Genomic DNA, 19,034 nt, shown 5'->3' with positions numbered 1-19,034 from the left:
CGAAGTGAAATTTACCCGCCGTGACACCCTTATGCTGGCTGCGGCCGCGTCGGCCCTGAGCCTTTGCGGGGTTGCCACCGCCAGCGCAGCCGAAGGCGACATGATCGACGTTGCCAAGCTGATGGCGCCCGCCGGCGGCGTAGCCGACCATGCTCGCGGCAGCGAAACCGCGCCGGTCACGGTCATTGAATACGCTTCGCCGACCTGCCCGCATTGCGCGACCTTCGCCAATAACGTCTCCCCCGCCTTCGTCGCCGCCTATGTCGATACCGGCAAGGTGCGGTTCATCACCCGCCCCTTCGTGCGCAACGTGCTCGACGCCGCCGTGTTCATGCTGGCCGAAGCCGCCGGCCCGACCAACTACCACAATGTGCTGTCGACCTATTTCAAGACCCAGGCCACCTGGGCCGCTTCGCAGACGCCGCGCGACGCCATTCTCGAAATCGCCAAGCAGTTGGGCTTTACCCAGGAAACTTTTGATGCCGCATTGACGAATCAGGAGCTATTCACCGGGATGGAAGCCTTGCGCGAACAGGCGCTCGATGAATTCAAACTGACGGGTACGCCGACATTTTATGTCAATGGCAAGACGCTCACCGGTGACAAGACGCTCGAGGAACTCGCGGCCGCGATCGATCCGCTTGTGCCTGCCGATTTCGTCGCCACCGAACCCGCTGCTGCCGTCCCCGCAGCCGATGCCATGGCGCCGGCTGTCGACGCGATGGCTCCCGCTGGTGGCGCCATGGCCCCAGCCGCCCCTGCTGCGCAGTAATTTCCGCAAGCACAATCAGCACCTCCCCCATGATGGGGGAGGTGTCGCCTTTTGCATGGGGGGGCAGCGATGAAGTTCTCCCGCCTCAAGCTGCACGGCTTCAAATCCTTCTCCGATGAGACCACCCTGGTCATGGAGCCGGGACTGACCGGCATTGTCGGGCCCAATGGCTGCGGCAAGTCCAACCTCGTCGAAGCCATGCGCTGGGTGATGGGCGAAAGCTCCTACAAGGCCATGCGCGCCTCGGGCATGGATGACGTGATCTTTTCCGGCTCCGGCAATCGCCCGGCCCGCAACAGCGCCGAAGTCACCCTCGTCCTCGACAATTCCGACCGCACCGCCCCGGCTGCCCTCAACAATGCCGATGTGCTCGAAGTCACCCGCCGCATCGAGCGCGAGGCCGGCTCGGTCTATCGCGTCAATGGCAAGGAAGTGCGCGCCCGCGACGTGCAATTGCTGTTTGCCGATGCCTCCACCGGCGCCCATTCCCCCTCCATGGTGCGGCAGGGCCAGATCGGCGAGTTGATCGCCGCTAAGCCCACCGCCCGCCGCGCCCTGCTCGAAGAGGCCGCCGGCATTTCCGGGCTGCATTCGCGCCGCCATGAAGCCGAGTTGCGGCTGCGCGGCGCCGAGACCAATCTCGAACGCGTCGATGACGTCATCGCCCAGATCGACACCCAGCTCGAAACCCTCAAGCGTCAGGCCCGTCTGGCCACTCGCTATCGCGCGCTGTCCGGCGATATCCGCCGCGCCGAGGCGACGCTCTATCATATCCGCTGGGTGGCGGCCCGCTTCGCCGAAAAGGAGGCCGAGGCGCAGCAGGCCGTGCTCATCCGCGACCTGGCCGACGCCACCCATCTGCAATTTGAGGCGCAGAAAAAACTCGAAGCCGCCGATGCCGCGCTGCAACCCTTGCGCGACCGCGAAGCGGTGACCGGCGCCGTGCTGCAGCGCTACACCATTCTGGCCGAACAGCTGGCCGAGGAAGCGCGCCGTGCCGGCCAGCGTCAGGCCGAGCTGGAAGACCGCATCCGCCAGCTCACCGCCGACGGCGTGCGCGAGCGCGAACTGGTCGAGGAAGCCGAGCTCACGCTGGCCACCTATGAAGAGGAACAATACGGTCTCGCCGCCGAGGGCGAAGCGGCACAAGGTGATTTCGACCAGGCCCGCATCGAGGCCGACACCGCGCGCAACGCCGTGGCCGAGGCCGAGACCCGGGCCCGCGCGGCCGCCGACACGCTGGCGCAGGTGCGCGCCCGCAGCGCCCAAGCCAGCCGCAGCGCCCAGGAAGCCGCCACCCGCATTCAGCGCCTGAGCCACCAGCTCGCCGAAGTCGAGCAGGAAGCCCGCACCGTTACCGCCAGCCTCGACGCCGACGAAACCCTCAGCGCCAAGCGCGCCGAACTGGCCGCCGCGCAGGACACCATGGCCGGTGCCGAAGAGCTCACCCTTGAAGCCGAGGACGCCACCGCCGACGCCCAGGCCAGGCTCGACGCCGCCCGCCCGCGCCTTGCCGATATCGAGGCCGCACTCAATCGGCTCGAAGCCGAAGCCGCCACCCTGGGCAAAATGCTCAATGTCGGCGCCAGTCTCTGGCCGGCCATTGTCGATGAACTCAAGGTCGCGCCCGGCTATGAAACCGCGCTCGGCGCGGCGCTGGGCGATGATCTTGATGCCAGCTCCGACGCCGGCGCGCCGATGCACTGGTCGGTGCCGGTCGATCACACCGATGACGCCGCCCTGCCCCAGGCCGCCGAACCACTGTCGCGCTACGTTACCGGCAGCCCCCTGCTCAAGCGCCGCCTCGACCAGATCGGCCTGATCCACGCCGTCGATGGCCCGGCGCTGATGCATGCGCTCAAGCCCGGCCAGCGGCTGGTCACCATGGATGGTGCGCTGTGGCGCTGGGACGGTTTCATCGCCGCCGCCGACGCGCCAAGCGCCGCCGCCCAGCGACTGGCCCAGCGCAATCGCCTCGCCGAACTCGATGAGGAAATCGCCCGCGCCAAGGGCGAACGCAACGCCCATAAGCGCGATGTAGAGGCCCTGACCGCCACGCTCGAAGCCGCCCGTCAGGACGAGCGCGGCCGTCGCGACGCCTGGCGCGCCGCCCAGCACGCCATCGGCGCGGCCCAGTCCGAAGTCGACAAAGCTCAGCGCGCCATCGGCGACCTGACCACCCGCCAATCGGCGCTCGACGAAGCCCGTACCCGCCTCGCCACCAGCCTCGAGGAAGCCGAAGCCAGTCGCGACGAGGCCGAAAACGCCTTGCATGAGGCCGGCACCGAGGACGAGGCCGCCGAACACGCCGAAGCCCTCCAATCACTGCTCGACACCGCCCGCGACCGCGCCGATCAATCCCGCCTGAAGCTGGGCAGCTTCGAAACCGCCGCCCGCATGCGCGAGAGCCGCCTCTCCCAGCTGGACCGTGACGCCCAAAGCTGGCAGCGCCGCCGCGACGGCGCCCTGGCCCAGCTCGCCACGCTCGACCAGCGCAGTGCCGAAGTCAGCGCCCAGCTGGCCAGCGTCGCCCAAACCCCCGATGGTTTCGCCGCCCGCCGCGCCCAGCTTGAAGACCAGATCGAGACGGCCAAGATCGAGCATCAGGCCGCTGGCGACAGTTTCAACGTCGCCCAGACCGGCTTTCGCGAGGCCGACCGCGCGCTCAAGACCGCCAGCGATCTGCTGGCCAATGCCCGCATCGAGCTGACCCGCATCGAGGAGCGCGCCAAGGGCTTCATCGCCCAGCGCCAGCAGATCGAACGCCAGATCGAAGAATCACTCGACATTCCGGCGAGCAAGACGCTGGAAGCCTCCGGCATTCGCCCCGAAGAGCCGCTTCCCGCCGAACACGCCACCGAACAAAAGCTCGACCGCCTCAAGGCCGAGCGCGAGCGGCTGGGTGGGGTGAACCTTTCCGCCGAAAAGGAAGCCATCGAGATTCAGGAAAAGCTCGACCTGATGGTCAAGGACAAGGACGATTTGGTGGAGGCCATCGCCAAGCTGCGCACCGGCATCGCCTCGCTCAATCGCGAAGGCCGCGCCCGGCTCAACGAGGCCTTCGTCAAGGTCAACGCCTATTTCCAGGAGCTGTTCACCAGCCTCTTCGGTGGCGGCACTGCCGAGCTGAGCTTTGTCGAAAGCGACGACCCGCTCGAAGCCGGCCTCGAAATCATCGCCCGCCCGCCCGGCAAGAAGCCACAGACCATGACGCTGCTGTCCGGCGGCGAACAGGCCCTCACCGCCATGAGCCTGATCTTTGCCGTGTTCCTGACCAATCCGGCACCGATCTGCGTGCTCGACGAAGTCGACGCCCCGCTCGACGACGCCAACGTGGAACGCTTCTGCAACCTGCTGGAATCCATGCGCCAGCGCACCAACACCCGATTCATGGTCATCACCCACAACCCAATCACCATGAGCCGCGTCGACCGCCTGTTCGGCGTCACCATGGCCGAACGCGGCGTGAGCCAGCTGGTCTCGGTGGATTTGACGACGGCGGAGAGGTTTCTTGAGGCGGGGTAGAGCCTGAAAGAAGCTGGATTGCCCGGACAAGCCGGGCAATGACGAATGAAAAATCCTCTCTCCCCACCGTCATCACCGGGCTTGTCCCGGTGATCCATCTTCCGGCATGCTGGATAGATGAAGGGGTATGTCTACATCCTGGCATCCAAGAAAAATGGGACGCTCTATACCGGCGTCACATCCAATCCATCACGCCGGCTATTCGAGCATCAGCACGCACTGACGCCCGGCTTCACCTCGCGTTATGGCGTCAGAACCCTGGTCTGGCTCGAAGAGCATGATCTGGTGGTTGATGCGATCCAACGCGAGAAGTCGATCAAAAAATACCCCCGACAATGGAAGATCAATCTGATCGAAGCCATCAATCCCGACTGGGCTGACCTCAGTTCGTGGCTGTTCGACGCGCGGTGATGGCAAGAAGATGGATTGCCCGGACAAGCCGGGCAATGACGATAGGGGAAAGATAACCGCCCCCTCCCCACCGTCATCACCGGGCCCGTCCCCGGTGATCCACCTTTCCACCCCCACTTATCCATCTTATCCCCGCCCCCAATTCCCGTGCCATACTCCCCCCATCTTCCGGGATACGAGCGGCGCTGCAGCGACCGGTGTCCGGATTGACGGTCGGGAGGGTGGAGGTCGCGCTTCGCCCTGGGCTGTGCGGATGGGGCATTCGGGCATGGGGCTACGGGTCCATGCTGGGGCTTGCGGTCTGCCTTCCGAGAAAAACCCGACGCCCCGAGGCGACTATCACCTCATTTTTTACTATCCATCGAGGCGACAGCCACCTCGGGGCTCCGCTCGTCCTTTCCCTCCGTTCGGCTGGCGCCGCGCGGTCGCTGGCCGTGCCGGAATGCGACAGAATCCCCCCGTCACTGCCTCGACTTCGCCATGATCCCCTGTGGACAGCATGCCGCACCCCCGTCGCACGCTGATTTTACATTACATACCAATGACTTACAGCCGACAAGGCCGTCTTGACACTCTCCAACCCCACTACTATGTTGCGCGCGACTTAAGAAGGTGTCCCGGAAATGCCGGGCAGGGTCGACCGAGGCAGGCAAGCGGATGACAAAACCGCCGAGTGGCAAAGGTCAGCCAGACAGCACCAAAGAGGTGACGCGCGATCTCGCATCGCGTATTGCCTCGGCCAAGCGGGTACGCGATATCGAGGACAACAAGGCCTCGGCTAGTGCAACCCCGGAGATGAGCGGTATGGCGCGCGGCATGCGCATCGGCACCGAATTCATCGCCGCGATATTGGTGGGGACCGGCTTCGGCTATCTCATCGATCTTGGCCTGGGGACCAGCCCCTGGGGCTTGCTCACCATGTTCCTGGTGGGCTTCGCCGCTGGAATACTCAATGTCACCCGTGTGGTGGCACAAATGAATGCCGCATCGCCTCCCCCGCCGGGCTCCGATCTAGGACCCGACGTGGAAGACGAAGATGTAAATTGATGACGTTTAGAGGGCTCTATCTTGGCCGGTACTGATCCGATCCACCAGTTCGTCATCGAGGACATGTTCCCGCTATTCACCCTTGGTGGTGATGGTACCGAAGGGTCCGGCGTCCACTTTGCGTTCACCAATTCGTCGCTGTTCATGGTGGTGACGATTGCGATTATTTCGCTCTACCTGATCCTGTCGACCGGCGCGAAGCGCGTGGTGCCCAGCCGGGCCCAGTTGGTCAGCGAGCTGGTCTACGGCTTCGTCGCCAATATGGTGCGCAGCGCTGCCGGCACCGAGGGGATGAAGTTCTTCCCGCTGGTGTTCAGCCTGTTCACCTTCATTTTCGTGGCCAACATGCTCGGCATGGTGCCGTATTTCTTCACCGTCACCAGCCACATCATCGTCACCTTCGCGCTGTCGATGCTGGTGTTCCTGACGGTCATTGTTTACGGCTTCCTCAAGAACGGCCCCAAATTCCTCAAGCTGTTCGTGCCCTCCGGCGTGCCCGGCTACATTCTTCCCATCGTGGCGCCAATCGAGTTCATCTCGTTCATGAGCCGCCCGATCTCGCTTTCCGTGCGTCTGTTCGGCAACGTGCTTGCCGGCCATATCACGCTAAAAGTCTTCACCGGCTTCATCGTCACCATGAGCAGCCTGGGTTTCCTTGGCATCCTGGGTTCGGCGCTGCCGTTGATTATGGGCGTTGCCATCACCGGACTGGAATTCCTGGTTGGTGCTGTTCAGGCCTATGTCTTTGCGGTGCTCACCTGCATGTACCTCAACGACGCGATCCACCCGTCTCACTAATCTACCCAGTCACGGCGGGCTGTTCCGCCAGAACCCCCGCTTAAAAGTCGCTTGAAAGGACTAAAAAATGGAAGCTGAAGCCGCAAAGTACATCGGCGCCGGTATTGCTTGTTTCGGTATGGCTGGTGCCGCCATTGGCGTGGCCAACATCTTCGGCAACTTCCTGTCGGGCGCCCTGCGCAACCCGTCGGCAGCACCGAGCCAGTTCTCGAACCTGATCTTCGGCTTCGCCGTGACCGAAGCTCTGGGCATCTTCTCGTTCCTGGTTGCCCTGATCCTGCTGTTCGTCGTCTAATATTCGACGTCACACGCCTGTCTTCGCGGCCGGGACTCGTCCCGGCTGCGTATATTTATCCGGCTACTCGCCGGCTGACCGGATTTAACGGGACCGCACCTGATGGTAACGCAAGCCTATGCCCAAGAAGCGGCTGCACCGGCCGAAGTCCACGTAGAGGGCGCTGATAGCGTCGTTGATGTGAACCTCGCCGATCCAACCGCTGACACCCATGCCACTACCGAAGCCTCGGCTGGCGAGCATGATTCAGGCGTATTCCCGCCCTTTGATCCGGCAACATTCCCATCGCAATTGCTGTGGCTGACGATCACGTTCGCCGCGCTCTATCTGCTGATGAGCCGGATTGCACTGCCCCGCATTGGCGGCATTCTGGAAGGCCGCAAGGCCATCATCGACGCCGATCTGGCGGCCGCTGATGCGTCGCGCCAAAAGACCGACGCTGCCATCGCTGCCTACGAAGCGGCTCTGGCTGCAGCCAAGTCCAAGGCACAGGGCATTGCCAGCGAGACCCGCGAATCGATCCAGGCCGATCTGGCTGCCAAGCGCAGCGCCGTCGAAGCCGACCTCACCGGCAAGGTGACGGAAGCCGAGGCGCGGATCAACACCACCAAGACCGAAGCGCTGACCCATGTCGATGAAATCGCCACGGAAACCGCGCAGAGTGTCGTGACCCAGCTGGTGGGCGACGTTTCGGCCGATAGCGTCCGCGCCGCGGTCGCCAAGGCATCGAAGGAGTAAGCGCCATGGAATGGTTGGACAACAGCTTCTACGCCTTCCTCTCGCTGATCATCTTCATTGCAGGGGCGATGTATTTCGGCATCCACGGCATCATCGCCAAGATGCTCGACGCCCAGATCCAGAAGATCGCCGACGACCTGGCTGCTGCCAAGCAGCTGCGCGAAGAGGCCGCTGCCCTGCTCGTTGAATATGAGCAGAAGCGCGTCGCCGCCGAGAGCGAAGCCGAAGGCATCATCGCTGCCGCCAAGGACGAGGCCACCCGCCTCACCGCCGAGGCTCAGGTATCGCTGGCCGATCTGATCGCCCGCCGCACCAAGTCGGTGGAAGACAAGATCGCCCAGGCCGAGGCCCAGGCCGTCGCCGAAGTGCGCGCCCGCTCGGCTGACGTCGCCATCGAGGCAGCCCGGCTGGTGCTGACCGACGAAATGAACCGCAAGGGCGGTTCGGTCGTCGACAACGCCATCGCCGATGTCGGCAACCGGCTGAACTAAGCTTCAGCCACAGAAATTGAGAAAAGGGCGGGCAAGTTATGCCCGCCCTTTTCGTTTGCGCTATACTGATCTTGCCTTCCCCTCGCCCCTTGAGGGAGAGGGACAGACCTGACGCGTTCAGCGGAAGGTCAGGGTGAGGGGTCCTGCGCTCGCCCATGCTTTGACGTTGTTGCACCAACCCCTCATCCGCCCCTTCGGGGCACCTTCTCCCTCAAGGGGAGAAGGAAAAGCGGTGGTGAGGCAATTGACGCCTTTCAGATTCTCCACCATGGTGCCCCGAACTGCGGGAGAGACTGGTTTTTCTCCGGCGCCGAAGGAGCAACCGCCCCGGAAACTCTCAGGCAAAAGGACCGCAGCACCACTATAACTCTGGAAAGCGGACCGGCACCTTGCCTGGTCCCACCGAAGGAGCAACCGGCGCTCAGCCGGGAAATCTCTCAGGTGATCAAGGACAGAGGGGGCACGGAATTCGCCGCAAGGCGAGTGTAGTCGTGTCGCCTTGTTCAGTTCCAGGATGTGTTGATGGCCCAAACCTCAGCCGAAGACCTTAAATTCACGCCGCTCTACGAGCGTCACCTTGCCGCCAGTGGTCGCATGGTGCCGTTCAGCGGCTATTCGCTCCCCGTGCAATATCCCAGCGGGATCATGGGCGAGCATAAATGGACCCGTGAACAGGCCGGCCTGTTCGATGTCAGCCATATGGGGCCGAGCTTTCTCGTGCTCAACAATCCCAGCGGCGACGCCGATGCCGATCACGCCGCCGTCGCCGCGCTGATCGAGCCGCTGATCTGCGGGGATATCGCCGGGCTCAAGCCCGGGCAGATTCGCTACACCCTGCTGCTCAACGAGGAAGGCGGCACTCTCGACGATCTGATGATCGGCCGCTCGCCACTGTTCGGCGGCGCGCTCTATATCGTGGTCAATGCCGGCACCAAGGAGGGTGACTTCGCCCGTATCCAGGCTGCCGCCGGTGACGCTGCCAAGTTCGGCCGCGTCGATGGCGACAATGCCCTGCTGGCGCTGCAAGGCCCCGAAGCCGTCAATGTGATGGCGCAAATCGCTCCCGGCGCCATCGAACTTGGCTTCATGCAATATGCTGCCTTCGACTGGGGCGGCGAGAAGCTGATCGTCTCCCGCGCCGGCTATACCGGCGAAGACGGCTTTGAAATCCTGGTCTCGAACGCTAATGCCCTCCTGCTCTGGGATGCGTTGCTGGCCGATGACCGGGTCAAGCCCGCCGGCCTCGGCGCCCGCGACAGCCTGCGGCTGGAAGCCGGCCTGCCGCTTTATGGGCACGAACTGAACGAAACCATTTCCCCGATCGAAGCCAATCTCGGCTTCGCCATCGCCAAGCGCCGCCGCGAAGCCGGTGATTTCCCCGGCGCCGCGCGCATTCTGGCCGAACGCGAAAACGGACCATCCCGCATCCGCGTCGGGCTGCTCGTTGAAGGCGCCCCGGCCCGCGAAGGCGCCGAGATCCTTGATGCTGACGGCACAGCCATTGGCGTCGTCACCAGCGGCGGCTTTGCCCCCTCGCTGGGCAAGGCCATCGCCATGGGCTTCGTGCCGCCCAGCCACGCCGAGCACGGCACCAGACTGCAGGTCTCGGTCCGCGGCCGAGCCCAACCGGCAGAGGTGGTCCCCACGCCCTTCGTGCCGCATCGCTATTTCCGCAAACCCACCGCTAGTTGAGAGCGCAAATCATGACCACCAAGTTCACCCCTGACCACGAATATATCCGCGTCGAGGGCGCGACCGGCATTATCGGTATCACGCCCTATGCCCAGGAATCGCTCGGCGACATCGTGTTTGTCGAGCTGCCCAGCGTCGGCAAGGTGCTCAAGAAGGGCGACGAAGTCGCCGTCGTTGAATCGGTCAAGGCCGCGTCGGAGATCTATGCTCCGGTCGCCGGCACCGTGACTGAAGTCAACGAAGCGCTGTCCGCCAATCCGGGCCTGATCAACACCGATCCCGAAGCCGCCGGCTGGATCTACAAGCTCGCCATCGCCGATGCCTCCGAGCTGGACACCCTGCTCGACGCAGCCGGCTACGCCGACCTGACCAAGTAAGCCAAGCCCCCTCCCTGCCCGCTCCGCCACGGCGGGACAGGGAGGGGGTGTCCGCCACCCACTGGAAGCCTCCTCCCCATGCGCTACCTCCCCCATTCCGATCACGAACGCGCCGAAATGCTCGGCGTCATCGGCGCGGCCAATGTCGATGCCCTGTTCAGCGCCGTCCCGGCCCGCGCCTTCAAGAGCTTTGATCTCGGCCTGCCCGCTCACAGCCCCGAATTTCTCGTCGAAGCCCATATGAAAGCCCTGGCCGGCAAGAATCAGGCCGGTGCCGATGGCCCGTTCTTCGTCGGTGCCGGCGCCTATCGCCATCACGTGCCGGCCACGGTCGATCATTTGATCCAGCGCTCGGAATGGCTCACCGCCTATACGCCGTATCAGCCGGAAATCTCGCAGGGCACCCTGCAGATGCTGTTCGAGTTCCAGACCCAGGTGGCCAAGCTCACCGGCATGGATGTGGCCAATGCCTCGCTTTATGACGGCTCCACCGGCACTGCCGAAGCCGTGCTGATGGCCCGTCGCCTCACCCGTCGCAACAAGATCGTGCTATCGGGCGGGTTGCACCCGCATTACCGCGACGTGGTCCGCGCCTACCTCAAAGACGACGCCGATCTGGTCTGTCTCAGCGCCTCGCCCGAGGGCCAGGGCGACATTCTCGACCATATCGACGAGACGACCGCTGCCATCGTCATCCAAACCCCCGATTTCTACGGCCATCTGCGCAATATGCAGGCCGCCGCCGACGCCGCCCACGCCAAGGGCGCGCTGCTGATCGTGGTCATCACCGAAGTGGTGTCGCTGGGCCTGCTCGAAGCACCCGGCGCGCTCGGGGCCGATATCGTGGTGGCCGAAGGTCAGTCGATCGGCAATGCCCTCAATTTCGGCGGCCCCTATCTCGGCCTGATGGCCACCCGCAAGGAATTCATCCGCCAGATGCCGGGCCGGCTCTGTGGCGAGACCGTCGACGCCGAAGGCCAGCGCGGCTTCGTGCTGACGCTGTCGACCCGCGAGCAGCATATCCGCCGCGAGAAGGCGACGTCGAACATCTGCACCAATTCGGGGCTCTGCGCTCTCGCCTTCTCGATCCATATGGCGCTGCTGGGCGAAGCCGGCTTCACCCGCCTCGCCCGTCTCAACCACGCCAATGCCTGCAAACTGGCCGATGCTCTCTCTGCCGTGCAGGGTGTCGAAGTGCTCAACAAAACCTTCTTCAACGAGATGACCATTCGCACCAGCCAGCCCGCCGCCACGCTGATCGAGCGTCTGGCCCGACGCGGCATTCTGGGCGGCGTCCCGGTCAGCCGGCTCGAACCAGACGATCCGACGGTAGAAAACCTCATCGTGCTGGCCGCCACCGAACTCACCACCGATGCCGATATCGCCGCACTCTGCGCCGCCCTTTCGGAGGAACTCGCATGAGCATGAACACGCAAGGCCGCCCCACCGGTATCGGCACCTCCGGCTTCGCCTCCAGCTCCGGCTCGGCGCTGCTGCCCAATGAACCGCTGCTGTTTGAAATCGGCGATACCGAGCATTCCGGCGTCGACCTGCCGGATGTGACCATCTCCGCTGACCGCCTCGGCGGCTTCGAGCGCAAGCTGAAGCTCGATCTGGCTGGCCTCACCGAGCCCGAGGCGATGCGCCATTATGTGCGCCTCTCCCGCCTCAATCATTCGATCGATAGCGGTATGTATCCGCTCGGCTCGTGCACGATGAAGCACAATCCGCGCCTCAACGAGAAGATCGCCCGCCTGCCCGGCTTCGCCGACATCCACCCGCTGCAGCCGGTCTCCACGGTGCAGGGCGCGCTGGAGATGATGAACCAGCTGTCGCACTGGCTGATGACCCTCACCAACACCGCTGCCGTGGCGCTCTCGCCCAAGGCCGGCGCGCATGGCGAGCTGCTTGGCATGATGGCAATCAAGGCGGCGCAGGACGCTGCCGGCCAAAGCCATCGCAATATCGTGCTGGTCCCCGAAAGCGCCCACGGCACCAATCCGGCCACCGCAGCCTTCCTCGGCTACACGGTGAAGGCCATCCCGGCCCGCACCGACGGCACCGTCGACGTACAGGCGGTCAAGGATGCGCTGTCGCCCGACGTCGCGGCGATCATGCTGACCAATCCGAACACCTGCGGGTTGTTCGAGCCGCAGGTCATCGAGATTGCCCAAGCCGTGCATGACGCCGGGGCGTTCTTTTACTGCGACGGCGCCAATTTCAACGCCATCATGGGCGTGGTCCGTCCCGGCGATCTCGGCATCGACGCCATGCATATCAACCTGCACAAGACCTTCTCGACGCCGCATGGCGGCGGCGGCCCGGGCGCGGGTCCGGTGGTGCTGTCGGCAGCGCTGGCGCCCTTCGCTCCGGTGCCGTTCGTGCGCCAGGGCAGCGCTGGGCTGGAACTGGTGGAACATGCCGAGGGCGACGCCCTGGGCCGTATCACCGCCTTCCAGGGCCAGATGGGCATGTATGTTCGCGCGCTGACCTACATGCTCAGCCATGGCGGCGATGGCCTCGCCCAGGCGGCCGAGGATGCGGTGCTCAATGCCAATTACATCAAGGCGCGACTTGAGCATGTCTTCTCGGTGCCGTTCAATGACTATCCGACCATGCATGAGGCGCTGTTCGACGACAGCTTCCTCGCCGGCACCGGCGTCACCACGCTCGATTTCGCCAAGGCGCTGATCGACGAGGGCTTCCACCCGATGACCATGTATTTCCCGCTGGTGGTGCATGGCGCGATGCTGATCGAGCCGACCGAAAGCGAGAGCAAGCAGACGCTGGACCGCTTCTGCGATGTGATGGAAGAGCTGGCGATCGACGCCAAATCCGGCAATAGCACCCGCTTCACTTCCGCCCCGCTCAAGGCCCCGCGCCGTCGCCTCGACGAAACCCGCGCCGCCCGCTCGCCGATCCTGCGCTGGGAACGGCCAGAGGAACTGCCCAAGGCAGCGGAGTAAGCTCTTCCTCGCCCCACCCTCGATGTCACCCCGGCCCTGAGCCGGGGCCCATCCTGAGAAGCCTCCCAAACGGGAAGAGAAACAAAAAAAGCCCCGTGGACTTATCCACGGGGCCTTAAACTTCACTATTCTCGGCTGATGTCAGCTCTTGGTATCGAAACCGACCCAGATGGTGATTTCCTCGCCGCCCAGATAGGGGATGGCGACGTTTTCGATGACCTTGACGAATTCAGCCGAACGCGCCGGCGCGGTGATCGCCACGGGCAGCGTATATTTTTCCGAGAACACCGCCTGGCCATCGCGCTCCACCGCAAAGCGGATCGGGGCATTGACCGTGCTCTGCTTGCCGGCGGGGCCGAGCAGCACGCGGCCGACAACACCCATATTGACAGTGATCAGCCCGTTGCTCACCACGCAGTTGCGCGAGCTTTCGTCGATCACGCCCTGATATTGCAGCGACTTGGCGTCGCCGGTGCGGCCGCCGCCATAATAGAACATCGCCTCGCTACCGGCGCGCACACGGATGGGCGGGCATTCGGTGGCGATGGCAGGCAGCGCATTGGTCTGCGCCTGCGCCACGGCCGCCGGGGTGGCGGTGGCGTTCTGCAATTGCTGGTTCTGCGCGGCATTGCCGCCGCCAAACATGCCGCCCATCGAGCAACCGGCCAGCACGGCAGCGGTGACCCCGAGGATCGGCAGGCGCAGCATCAGGGACGAAGGCAGGTTCATGAGGGTATCTCCTGACGCGACACTAGCTATTGGCGGCTTCGAGCGCCATCAGAATGGCAGGCGCGCCGCTGGCTGTCACGCCCGGCGCATCTTCGGTGAACACCGCGTCGACGACGCCATTGCGGATCAGCATGGCCGAGCGGGCGAAGCGCTGGCCCATGCCGGCGCCGGAAAAATCCTTGTCGAGGCCCAGCGCCGTGGCCAGCTCGGCATTGCCATCGGCGATGAATTCGATCTTGCCCAGCGCGCCCGAAGCTTCGCCCCAGGCCTTCATCACGTGATGATCATTGACCGAGGCGCAGACGATGCGGTCGACGCCGGCCGCGCGCAGCTTGGCCTCATTGGCGACGAAGCCGGGCAGATGGTTGACGTGGCAGGTGGGCGTGAACGCCCCCGGAACGGCAAAGAACACGACCAGCCCGGAGCCGAGAACGGCGTCGCTGGTTGTATCCGTCGCGCCATCGGCACCCACAAGTTTCACCCGCACGGACGGGACCGGACTGCCGCGATCAATCATAAAAGGATATGCCCCATGACTTTGGCCACCGGGCGGCGGCCGTTCCTCAGTCTTAAAGTGCTTTCGGGATAAGCGGCTTTGACGCCGCCGACAAGGCCAAAAGGCCCTTTCCCTCGCACCGTTCAGTCGGCCGACGCATCCACGATGGTGCGCGTCACCTCAAAAGCTCCCATGCCGGTAAGGAATGTGAGCTGAACAGCCTGGTTTTCCAAGTCGATTGCATCGCTTTTGCCCAGGATGGGAATGAGCACTAGGTTCGGTTCCGGGCTTTTTTGCGGCACGCCGAATAGCGGCTCGCCACTGGCGCTCGAAACGATCAGCGACGCCGGATCCAGCGTGGGGTCACTGAGATGAACCGCCAGCATGCCCGCCTCGGCCTGCCATTCGACCGCGCCAAACGGCTGGAGCTCGCCATCCCAGTCGATGGGCGCCGTCGCCAGCGCCTGGCGGATGCGCAAGCCATTGGGCCGGTCGGGCTTGGCGTCGGTCAGCGGCAGCGAAAACCGCGCCTGTGCCGGGACGCAGATTTCGGAGCAGACGCCGAGCATGGCGCTCAACTCGACATTGGCGGCGCCCGGCGCCAGCGTCAGTTCGACGGGCAAGACGGTGGGACCGAAATAGACGTAATCGAGATAATCGTCGGTCTGCTGCCGGGTTGGATAAGGCCACAGCACCTGATGACCCAGCACACCACTCGAGCCGGCAAAATCCAGCTCGGTGGGCAGGCCGGTATCGCCCGGTATGCGCCAATAGGTCTTGGTGTTCTGCGGCATGTCGAGTTCGAGCCCGAGCAGCGTCCTGCCATCGGCCTTGATCTGCCCGGTGCTGACCAGCCGCAGCTTCACGCCGGGGGCAACCTCCTGCCACGCCGTCTCGCCCGCAGAAGCGGGCATGGCAAGCAGCAGCAAAGCGGAGATGAGGATCAATGGACGCATGGCCAAGCCATTAGCGCAGGATGGGGTTTAGAAATAGCTGACAGGCCATCAGGCCTTCGTGATGATCGCATCGTAACTTGGCATTGTGCCGCCGCGTGCCTACAATTGGGCCATGAACTCGCTTGAAGGACAATTTCTCGTCGCCATGCCGGACATGATGGACGAGCGCTTCGCGGAAAGCGTTATCCTGCTCGTCGGCCATGGCAGCGAGGGGGCGATGGGGCTGGTCGTCAACCACGAGCTGGCCAATCTGCGCTTTGCCGACGTGCTGGACGAACTCGATTTGGGCGATCCCGATGCGGTGATCCGGCTGCCCGATTCCATCCGCCAGCGCGTGGTGATGCGGGGTGGTCCGGTGGAAAAGGGCCGCGGCTTCGTGCTGCATTCCCCCGATTATCACAGCGGCAACACCTATCAGGTCACCGAAGGCATCTGCCTCACCGCCACGCTGGATATTCTCAAGGCCATGGCCTTTGGACCAGCGCCCAAGGCGTCGATGTTCGCTCTGGGCTGCTGCGGCTGGGGCGCCGGTCAGCTGGAAGACGAAATCGGCGACAATGGCTGGCTGACCGCGCCCTTCTCACAGAAGCTGCTGTTCGATACCCCGGTCGAAGACCGCTACGAAGCCGCCCTCGCCAGCCTGCGCATCACCCGCGCCACGCTGAGCCCCGACGCCGGCCACGCGTAAGCCCTCTTGGTGCTACCGCGCCAGTTGTGCGCTCAGCTTCTTGCCGAATTCGCCGCCGGTCATCGCCGCGCCAAAGGCAAAGCCCTGGGCATAGCGGCAGTTGAGCTGACGCAGACGTTCGATCTCATCCAGCGTCTCGACGCCTTCGGCGATCACCATCAGGTCCAGATCGGCCGCCAATTGCACCACGGCCTTGATAATCGGCCCCTGTGTATGGGCGATGCCATTGCTGCCACCCATGGTCACGAAGGGTGCGGGGATCTTGATGGTGTCGAACGGGAAGCGGTGCAGATAGCTCAGCGAGGAATGCCCGGTGCCGAAATCGTCGAGCGCCAGTCCCAGCCCCAGATTGCGCAATGCCTGCAGCATATAGGCGGAGTGCTCGGGATTGGTCATCACCTGGCTCTCGGTGATCTCGAGCTTGAGGTGGCGCGCCAATTCCTTGTCCTGGCTGACCAGCATCCGCATGTCGTTGAGCAGCGTCTCGGTCGCCAGTTGCGTTGGCGACAGGTTGACCGAGATGAAGAATTCCTCGGGCAGGCCCAGCGTCGTCATCCAGTCCTTGGCCTGGGCCGCCGATTGTTCAAACGCCAGCCGACCGAGCTTTTCGATCTGGCCCGAGCGTTCGGCCAGTGGCACGAATTCGTCTGGATTGACCACGCCGCGCGTCGGGTGGGTCCAGCGCATCAGCGCCTCGGCGCCGGCGATCTGGCCGGTCTGGATATCCATCACCGGCTGGAACTGCACATGCAGCTCGCCCTGTTTCATGCCGCGCTCGAGGTCTTCCTCGCTGGCCCGGTTATAGGCGGCGATGGAGCGCGCCGAGGCGCGATAGGCCTCGATGCGGTCGCCGCCCAGGCGCTTGGCGTAATACATCGCCAGCTCGGCGTCGCGCAGCACATCGGTCGCAGCGGCGGGGTTGCTGTCATAGATGGTGACGCCGATGGAGGCCGACAGGGTCAGGTCGCGGTCGCCGAAATTGAAGGGGGCCTTGAGCGCCTTGCGGATCTGCTCGGCCGTCTCGGCAATCTTGCCGGCGGCCTGCTCGGAGGCCAGAATCACCGCGAACTGGTCGCCGGTGATGCGCGCCACGGTATCGAGCGGCCGCATGATGCGGGCAATGCGGCGCGAAATCGCCAGCAGCACCGAATCCGCCGCCGAGTGGCCGATGCGTTCTTCCAGCTCCATGAAGCGGTCGATATCGATCAGGAACACCGCCGGCTTGGTGCCGCCGGGCGTGCGGGCCCGCACCAGGGCGCGCTCCAGCCGGTCGAGGAACAATTGCCGGTTGGGCAGGCCGGTGAGGCTATCATGAACCGCGTCGTGCAGCAGGCGCTCGCGGGCGGCCCGGTCTTCGGTGACGTCCTGCAGCGTGCCAACGATGCGATTGACCTGCCCGTCGCCGCCCAGCACCGGCTTCACCCGCATGCGGAAGCTGCGATAGCTGCCATCATGGCCGGCAATGCGCATATCGGCGCTGACCTTGCCGCGCCGCAGCTCCACCAGCGTGTCGAAGGCGGTGCGGAAACGATCGCGATCATCGGGATGCACGCGGTCGAGCCAGCGCTTGATGGCGCCGCGCAAGGCACCGCGCTTTTCGCCGAGGCGGGTTGCCAGCTCATCGCTGACCGAGACGCGGTCGCGCTCGATATTCCAGTCGAAGACAAAATCGCCCGAGCCGGTCAGCGCCAGCGCCCGGCGCTCGACTTCGGACAGGGTGCCGATCGACACCTGCCCTTCGGAGAAGGCGTGTTGCACGGCGGTAAAGCCGAGCAGCATCACAATGAGTACGAGACCGCCCCCAACGGCGGGCTGGGCCACGTCGTTGGACACCTGCCCCGACACGACGAGATAGGAATAGAACAACCAGGCGATCAGGATGATCCAGGTGGGCACCAGCAGCACGGCGCGGTCATAGCCGCGCAAGGCCAGCAGCAGGATCAGGAAGAAGCCGGAAACGCCGAGCAGCGCCAGCACCAGCCGCGCAATGGTGGCGGCAATGGCGGGCTGGAAGAAGGCAAAGGCAAACAGCGCGAGGAACAATGCCGCCAGCCCAAGCGCCAGATGGATAAAGCGCAAATGCCAGCGATGCAGGTTGAGATAGATAAACAGGAACCCCGCCAGCGTGGTGGCTATGCCCGCCTCCGCCGCCGCGCGCAAAGGCTGCATGCCCCCCGCATCGAGCCCGAGCAACCGCCCCAGCACGCCAAAATCGATCAGCAGATAGGTCAGCACCGCCCAGGCGAAGGCCGCCGTCGCCGGGAACACGCCGCGCCCCTTGACCACGAACATGATGGTGAGGAACACCGCCGCCAGCGATGCGACGCCCAGCACCACGCCGCGGAACAGCGTGAACGAGTTGACGTAGTCGCGATAGGCGTTGGGCTGCCACAGATAGAGTTCGGGCAGATCCTGCGCCGTCAGCTCGGCGACAAAGGTCACCGTGGCGCCGGGGTCGAGCGTGACCTCCCAGACGTCGGCTTCACTGTCCGTGAGGCGCACTGGTCGGATGCCGGCGCTCGGCGTCAGCGCCTTGAGCCGGTCATTGCCCAAATCAGGCTGGAAAATGCCGGAGCCCGGCAGGCGGAAAAACGGCGCGACCAAGAGGCGCTCGATCTGCTGATCGCTCTCATTGCGCAGTGCAAACAGCACGAAATTGGGATTGGTCCCCGGCTCGCTCGCCAGCACCTCGATGCGGCGAATGATGCCGTCTTCGCCGGGCGCGGTCGACAGCTGCACGCGGCCATTGGCGCCGGGCTGCAGCTCAACCACATCGCTGAGGTTGACGGCATTGACGTCTTCGGGGACCGAAATGACTTCGAAGGCGGTGGCGGGCACGAGGCCAGACAGCGCGAACGCAAGACACATCGCGAGTGCAATTAGGTGACGCATCACGGGCGAGTATATCCTGCGATAGGCTTCATTGTGGCAACGTTTTGGCAATGTGGTGTAAAACAGCCACGTGCTGAAACGGCATCCTCTTGGCGGGAGCGCCTCTTTGGTAGCGGGGATTGCCGCCTGCGACAAGGTTAAGGGACTGTTGCTAAATGGCA

17 protein-coding genes and 1 riboswitch are annotated in these 19,034 nt (G+C 64.2%); of the genes, 13 read left to right on the top strand and 4 right to left on the bottom strand.

Features of this window, described 5'->3' with window-relative positions:
* The first annotated feature begins 4 nt into the window (after positions 1–4).
* From ACX3OZ_RS04915 to gcvPB, 12 genes are all read left to right on the top strand, one after another.
* The gene (locus ACX3OZ_RS04915) at positions 5–772 is read left to right on the top strand and encodes a thioredoxin domain-containing protein (protein ID WP_459096663.1); all 768 of its coding nucleotides are present in this window, start codon (positions 5–7) and stop codon (positions 770–772) included.
* Positions 773–841: 69 nt separating this feature from the next.
* Positions 842–4,297 (top strand): chromosome segregation protein SMC, encoded by a 3,456-nt coding sequence (smc, locus tag ACX3OZ_RS04910; RefSeq protein WP_459103946.1) that lies wholly within the window; start codon positions 842–844, stop codon positions 4,295–4,297.
* A 117-nt stretch (positions 4,298–4,414) separates the two neighbouring features.
* Entirely contained in the window at positions 4,415–4,708 is a 294-nt protein-coding gene (locus tag ACX3OZ_RS04905) for a GIY-YIG nuclease family protein (RefSeq protein ID WP_459096661.1), read from the top strand.
* A gap of 705 nt (positions 4,709–5,413) precedes the next feature.
* Complete coding sequence (locus ACX3OZ_RS04900; RefSeq protein ID WP_459103945.1) at positions 5,414–5,755, top strand: AtpZ/AtpI family protein; 342 nt, start codon at positions 5,414–5,416, stop codon at positions 5,753–5,755.
* Positions 5,756–5,776: 21 nt separating this feature from the next.
* Entirely contained in the window at positions 5,777–6,553 is a 777-nt protein-coding gene (locus ACX3OZ_RS04895; RefSeq protein ID WP_459096659.1) for a F0F1 ATP synthase subunit A, read from the top strand.
* Between the two features lie 67 nt (positions 6,554–6,620).
* Positions 6,621–6,848 (top strand): F0F1 ATP synthase subunit C, encoded by a 228-nt coding sequence (locus ACX3OZ_RS04890; protein ID WP_108462026.1) that lies wholly within the window; start codon positions 6,621–6,623, stop codon positions 6,846–6,848.
* Positions 6,849–6,947: 99 nt separating this feature from the next.
* Positions 6,948–7,586, top strand: a complete 639-nt coding sequence (locus tag ACX3OZ_RS04885) for a F0F1 ATP synthase subunit B (RefSeq protein ID WP_459096737.1) — start codon at positions 6,948–6,950, stop codon at positions 7,584–7,586.
* Positions 7,587–7,591: 5 nt separating this feature from the next.
* On the top strand, positions 7,592–8,077 hold the full coding sequence (locus ACX3OZ_RS04880) for a F0F1 ATP synthase subunit B family protein (protein ID WP_459096658.1): 486 nt from the start codon (positions 7,592–7,594) through the stop codon (positions 8,075–8,077).
* 274 nt (positions 8,078–8,351) lie between these two features.
* Positions 8,352–8,440: riboswitch (glycine riboswitch) on the top strand.
* A 159-nt stretch (positions 8,441–8,599) separates the two neighbouring features.
* On the top strand, positions 8,600–9,769 hold the full coding sequence (gene gcvT / locus ACX3OZ_RS04875; RefSeq protein WP_459096657.1) for a glycine cleavage system aminomethyltransferase GcvT: 1,170 nt from the start codon (positions 8,600–8,602) through the stop codon (positions 9,767–9,769).
* Positions 9,770–9,780: 11 nt separating this feature from the next.
* Positions 9,781–10,146 carry a glycine cleavage system protein GcvH gene (gene gcvH, locus ACX3OZ_RS04870; RefSeq protein WP_459096656.1) on the top strand — a complete coding sequence of 122 codons (366 nt, stop codon included), beginning with the start codon at positions 9,781–9,783 and terminating at the stop codon, positions 10,144–10,146.
* 78 nt (positions 10,147–10,224) lie between these two features.
* Positions 10,225–11,568 carry an aminomethyl-transferring glycine dehydrogenase subunit GcvPA gene (gcvPA, locus tag ACX3OZ_RS04865; protein WP_459103944.1) on the top strand — a complete coding sequence of 448 codons (1,344 nt, stop codon included), beginning with the start codon at positions 10,225–10,227 and terminating at the stop codon, positions 11,566–11,568.
* Complete coding sequence (gcvPB, locus tag ACX3OZ_RS04860) at positions 11,565–13,112, top strand: aminomethyl-transferring glycine dehydrogenase subunit GcvPB (protein WP_459096654.1); 1,548 nt, start codon at positions 11,565–11,567, stop codon at positions 13,110–13,112. Before gcvPA ends, gcvPB begins: the two co-directional genes overlap by 4 nt.
* A gap of 141 nt (positions 13,113–13,253) precedes the next feature.
* Here gcvPB and ACX3OZ_RS04855 read toward each other — a convergent pair whose 3' ends face one another.
* The 3 genes from ACX3OZ_RS04855 to ACX3OZ_RS04845 form a co-directional block, all read right to left on the bottom strand.
* Complete coding sequence (locus tag ACX3OZ_RS04855; RefSeq protein WP_459096653.1) at positions 13,254–13,841, bottom strand: hypothetical protein; 588 nt, start codon at positions 13,839–13,841, stop codon at positions 13,254–13,256.
* A gap of 22 nt (positions 13,842–13,863) precedes the next feature.
* Positions 13,864–14,358 (bottom strand): redoxin family protein, encoded by a 495-nt coding sequence (locus tag ACX3OZ_RS04850; protein WP_459096652.1) that lies wholly within the window; start codon positions 14,356–14,358, stop codon positions 13,864–13,866.
* A gap of 122 nt (positions 14,359–14,480) precedes the next feature.
* Entirely contained in the window at positions 14,481–15,293 is an 813-nt protein-coding gene (locus tag ACX3OZ_RS04845) for a protein-disulfide reductase DsbD domain-containing protein (protein WP_459096651.1), read from the bottom strand.
* Positions 15,294–15,405: 112 nt separating this feature from the next.
* On the opposite strand from ACX3OZ_RS04845, the gene ACX3OZ_RS04840 reads away from it, so the two are divergent.
* A complete protein-coding gene (locus tag ACX3OZ_RS04840; protein WP_459096650.1) occupies positions 15,406–15,981 on the top strand; it encodes a YqgE/AlgH family protein in 576 nt (191 codons plus the stop codon).
* 12 nt (positions 15,982–15,993) lie between these two features.
* Here the strand turns inward: ACX3OZ_RS04840 and ACX3OZ_RS04835 are convergent, their stop codons facing one another.
* Positions 15,994–18,849 (bottom strand): putative bifunctional diguanylate cyclase/phosphodiesterase, encoded by a 2,856-nt coding sequence (locus ACX3OZ_RS04835; protein ID WP_459096649.1) that lies wholly within the window; start codon positions 18,847–18,849, stop codon positions 15,994–15,996.
* Positions 18,850–19,034: the final 185 nt, after the last annotated feature.

This window comes from Devosia sp. A369 (assembly GCF_054489345.1).
The sequence above is the reverse complement of the archived record's forward strand: the minus strand, read 5'-3'. Positions and strand labels throughout refer to the sequence as shown.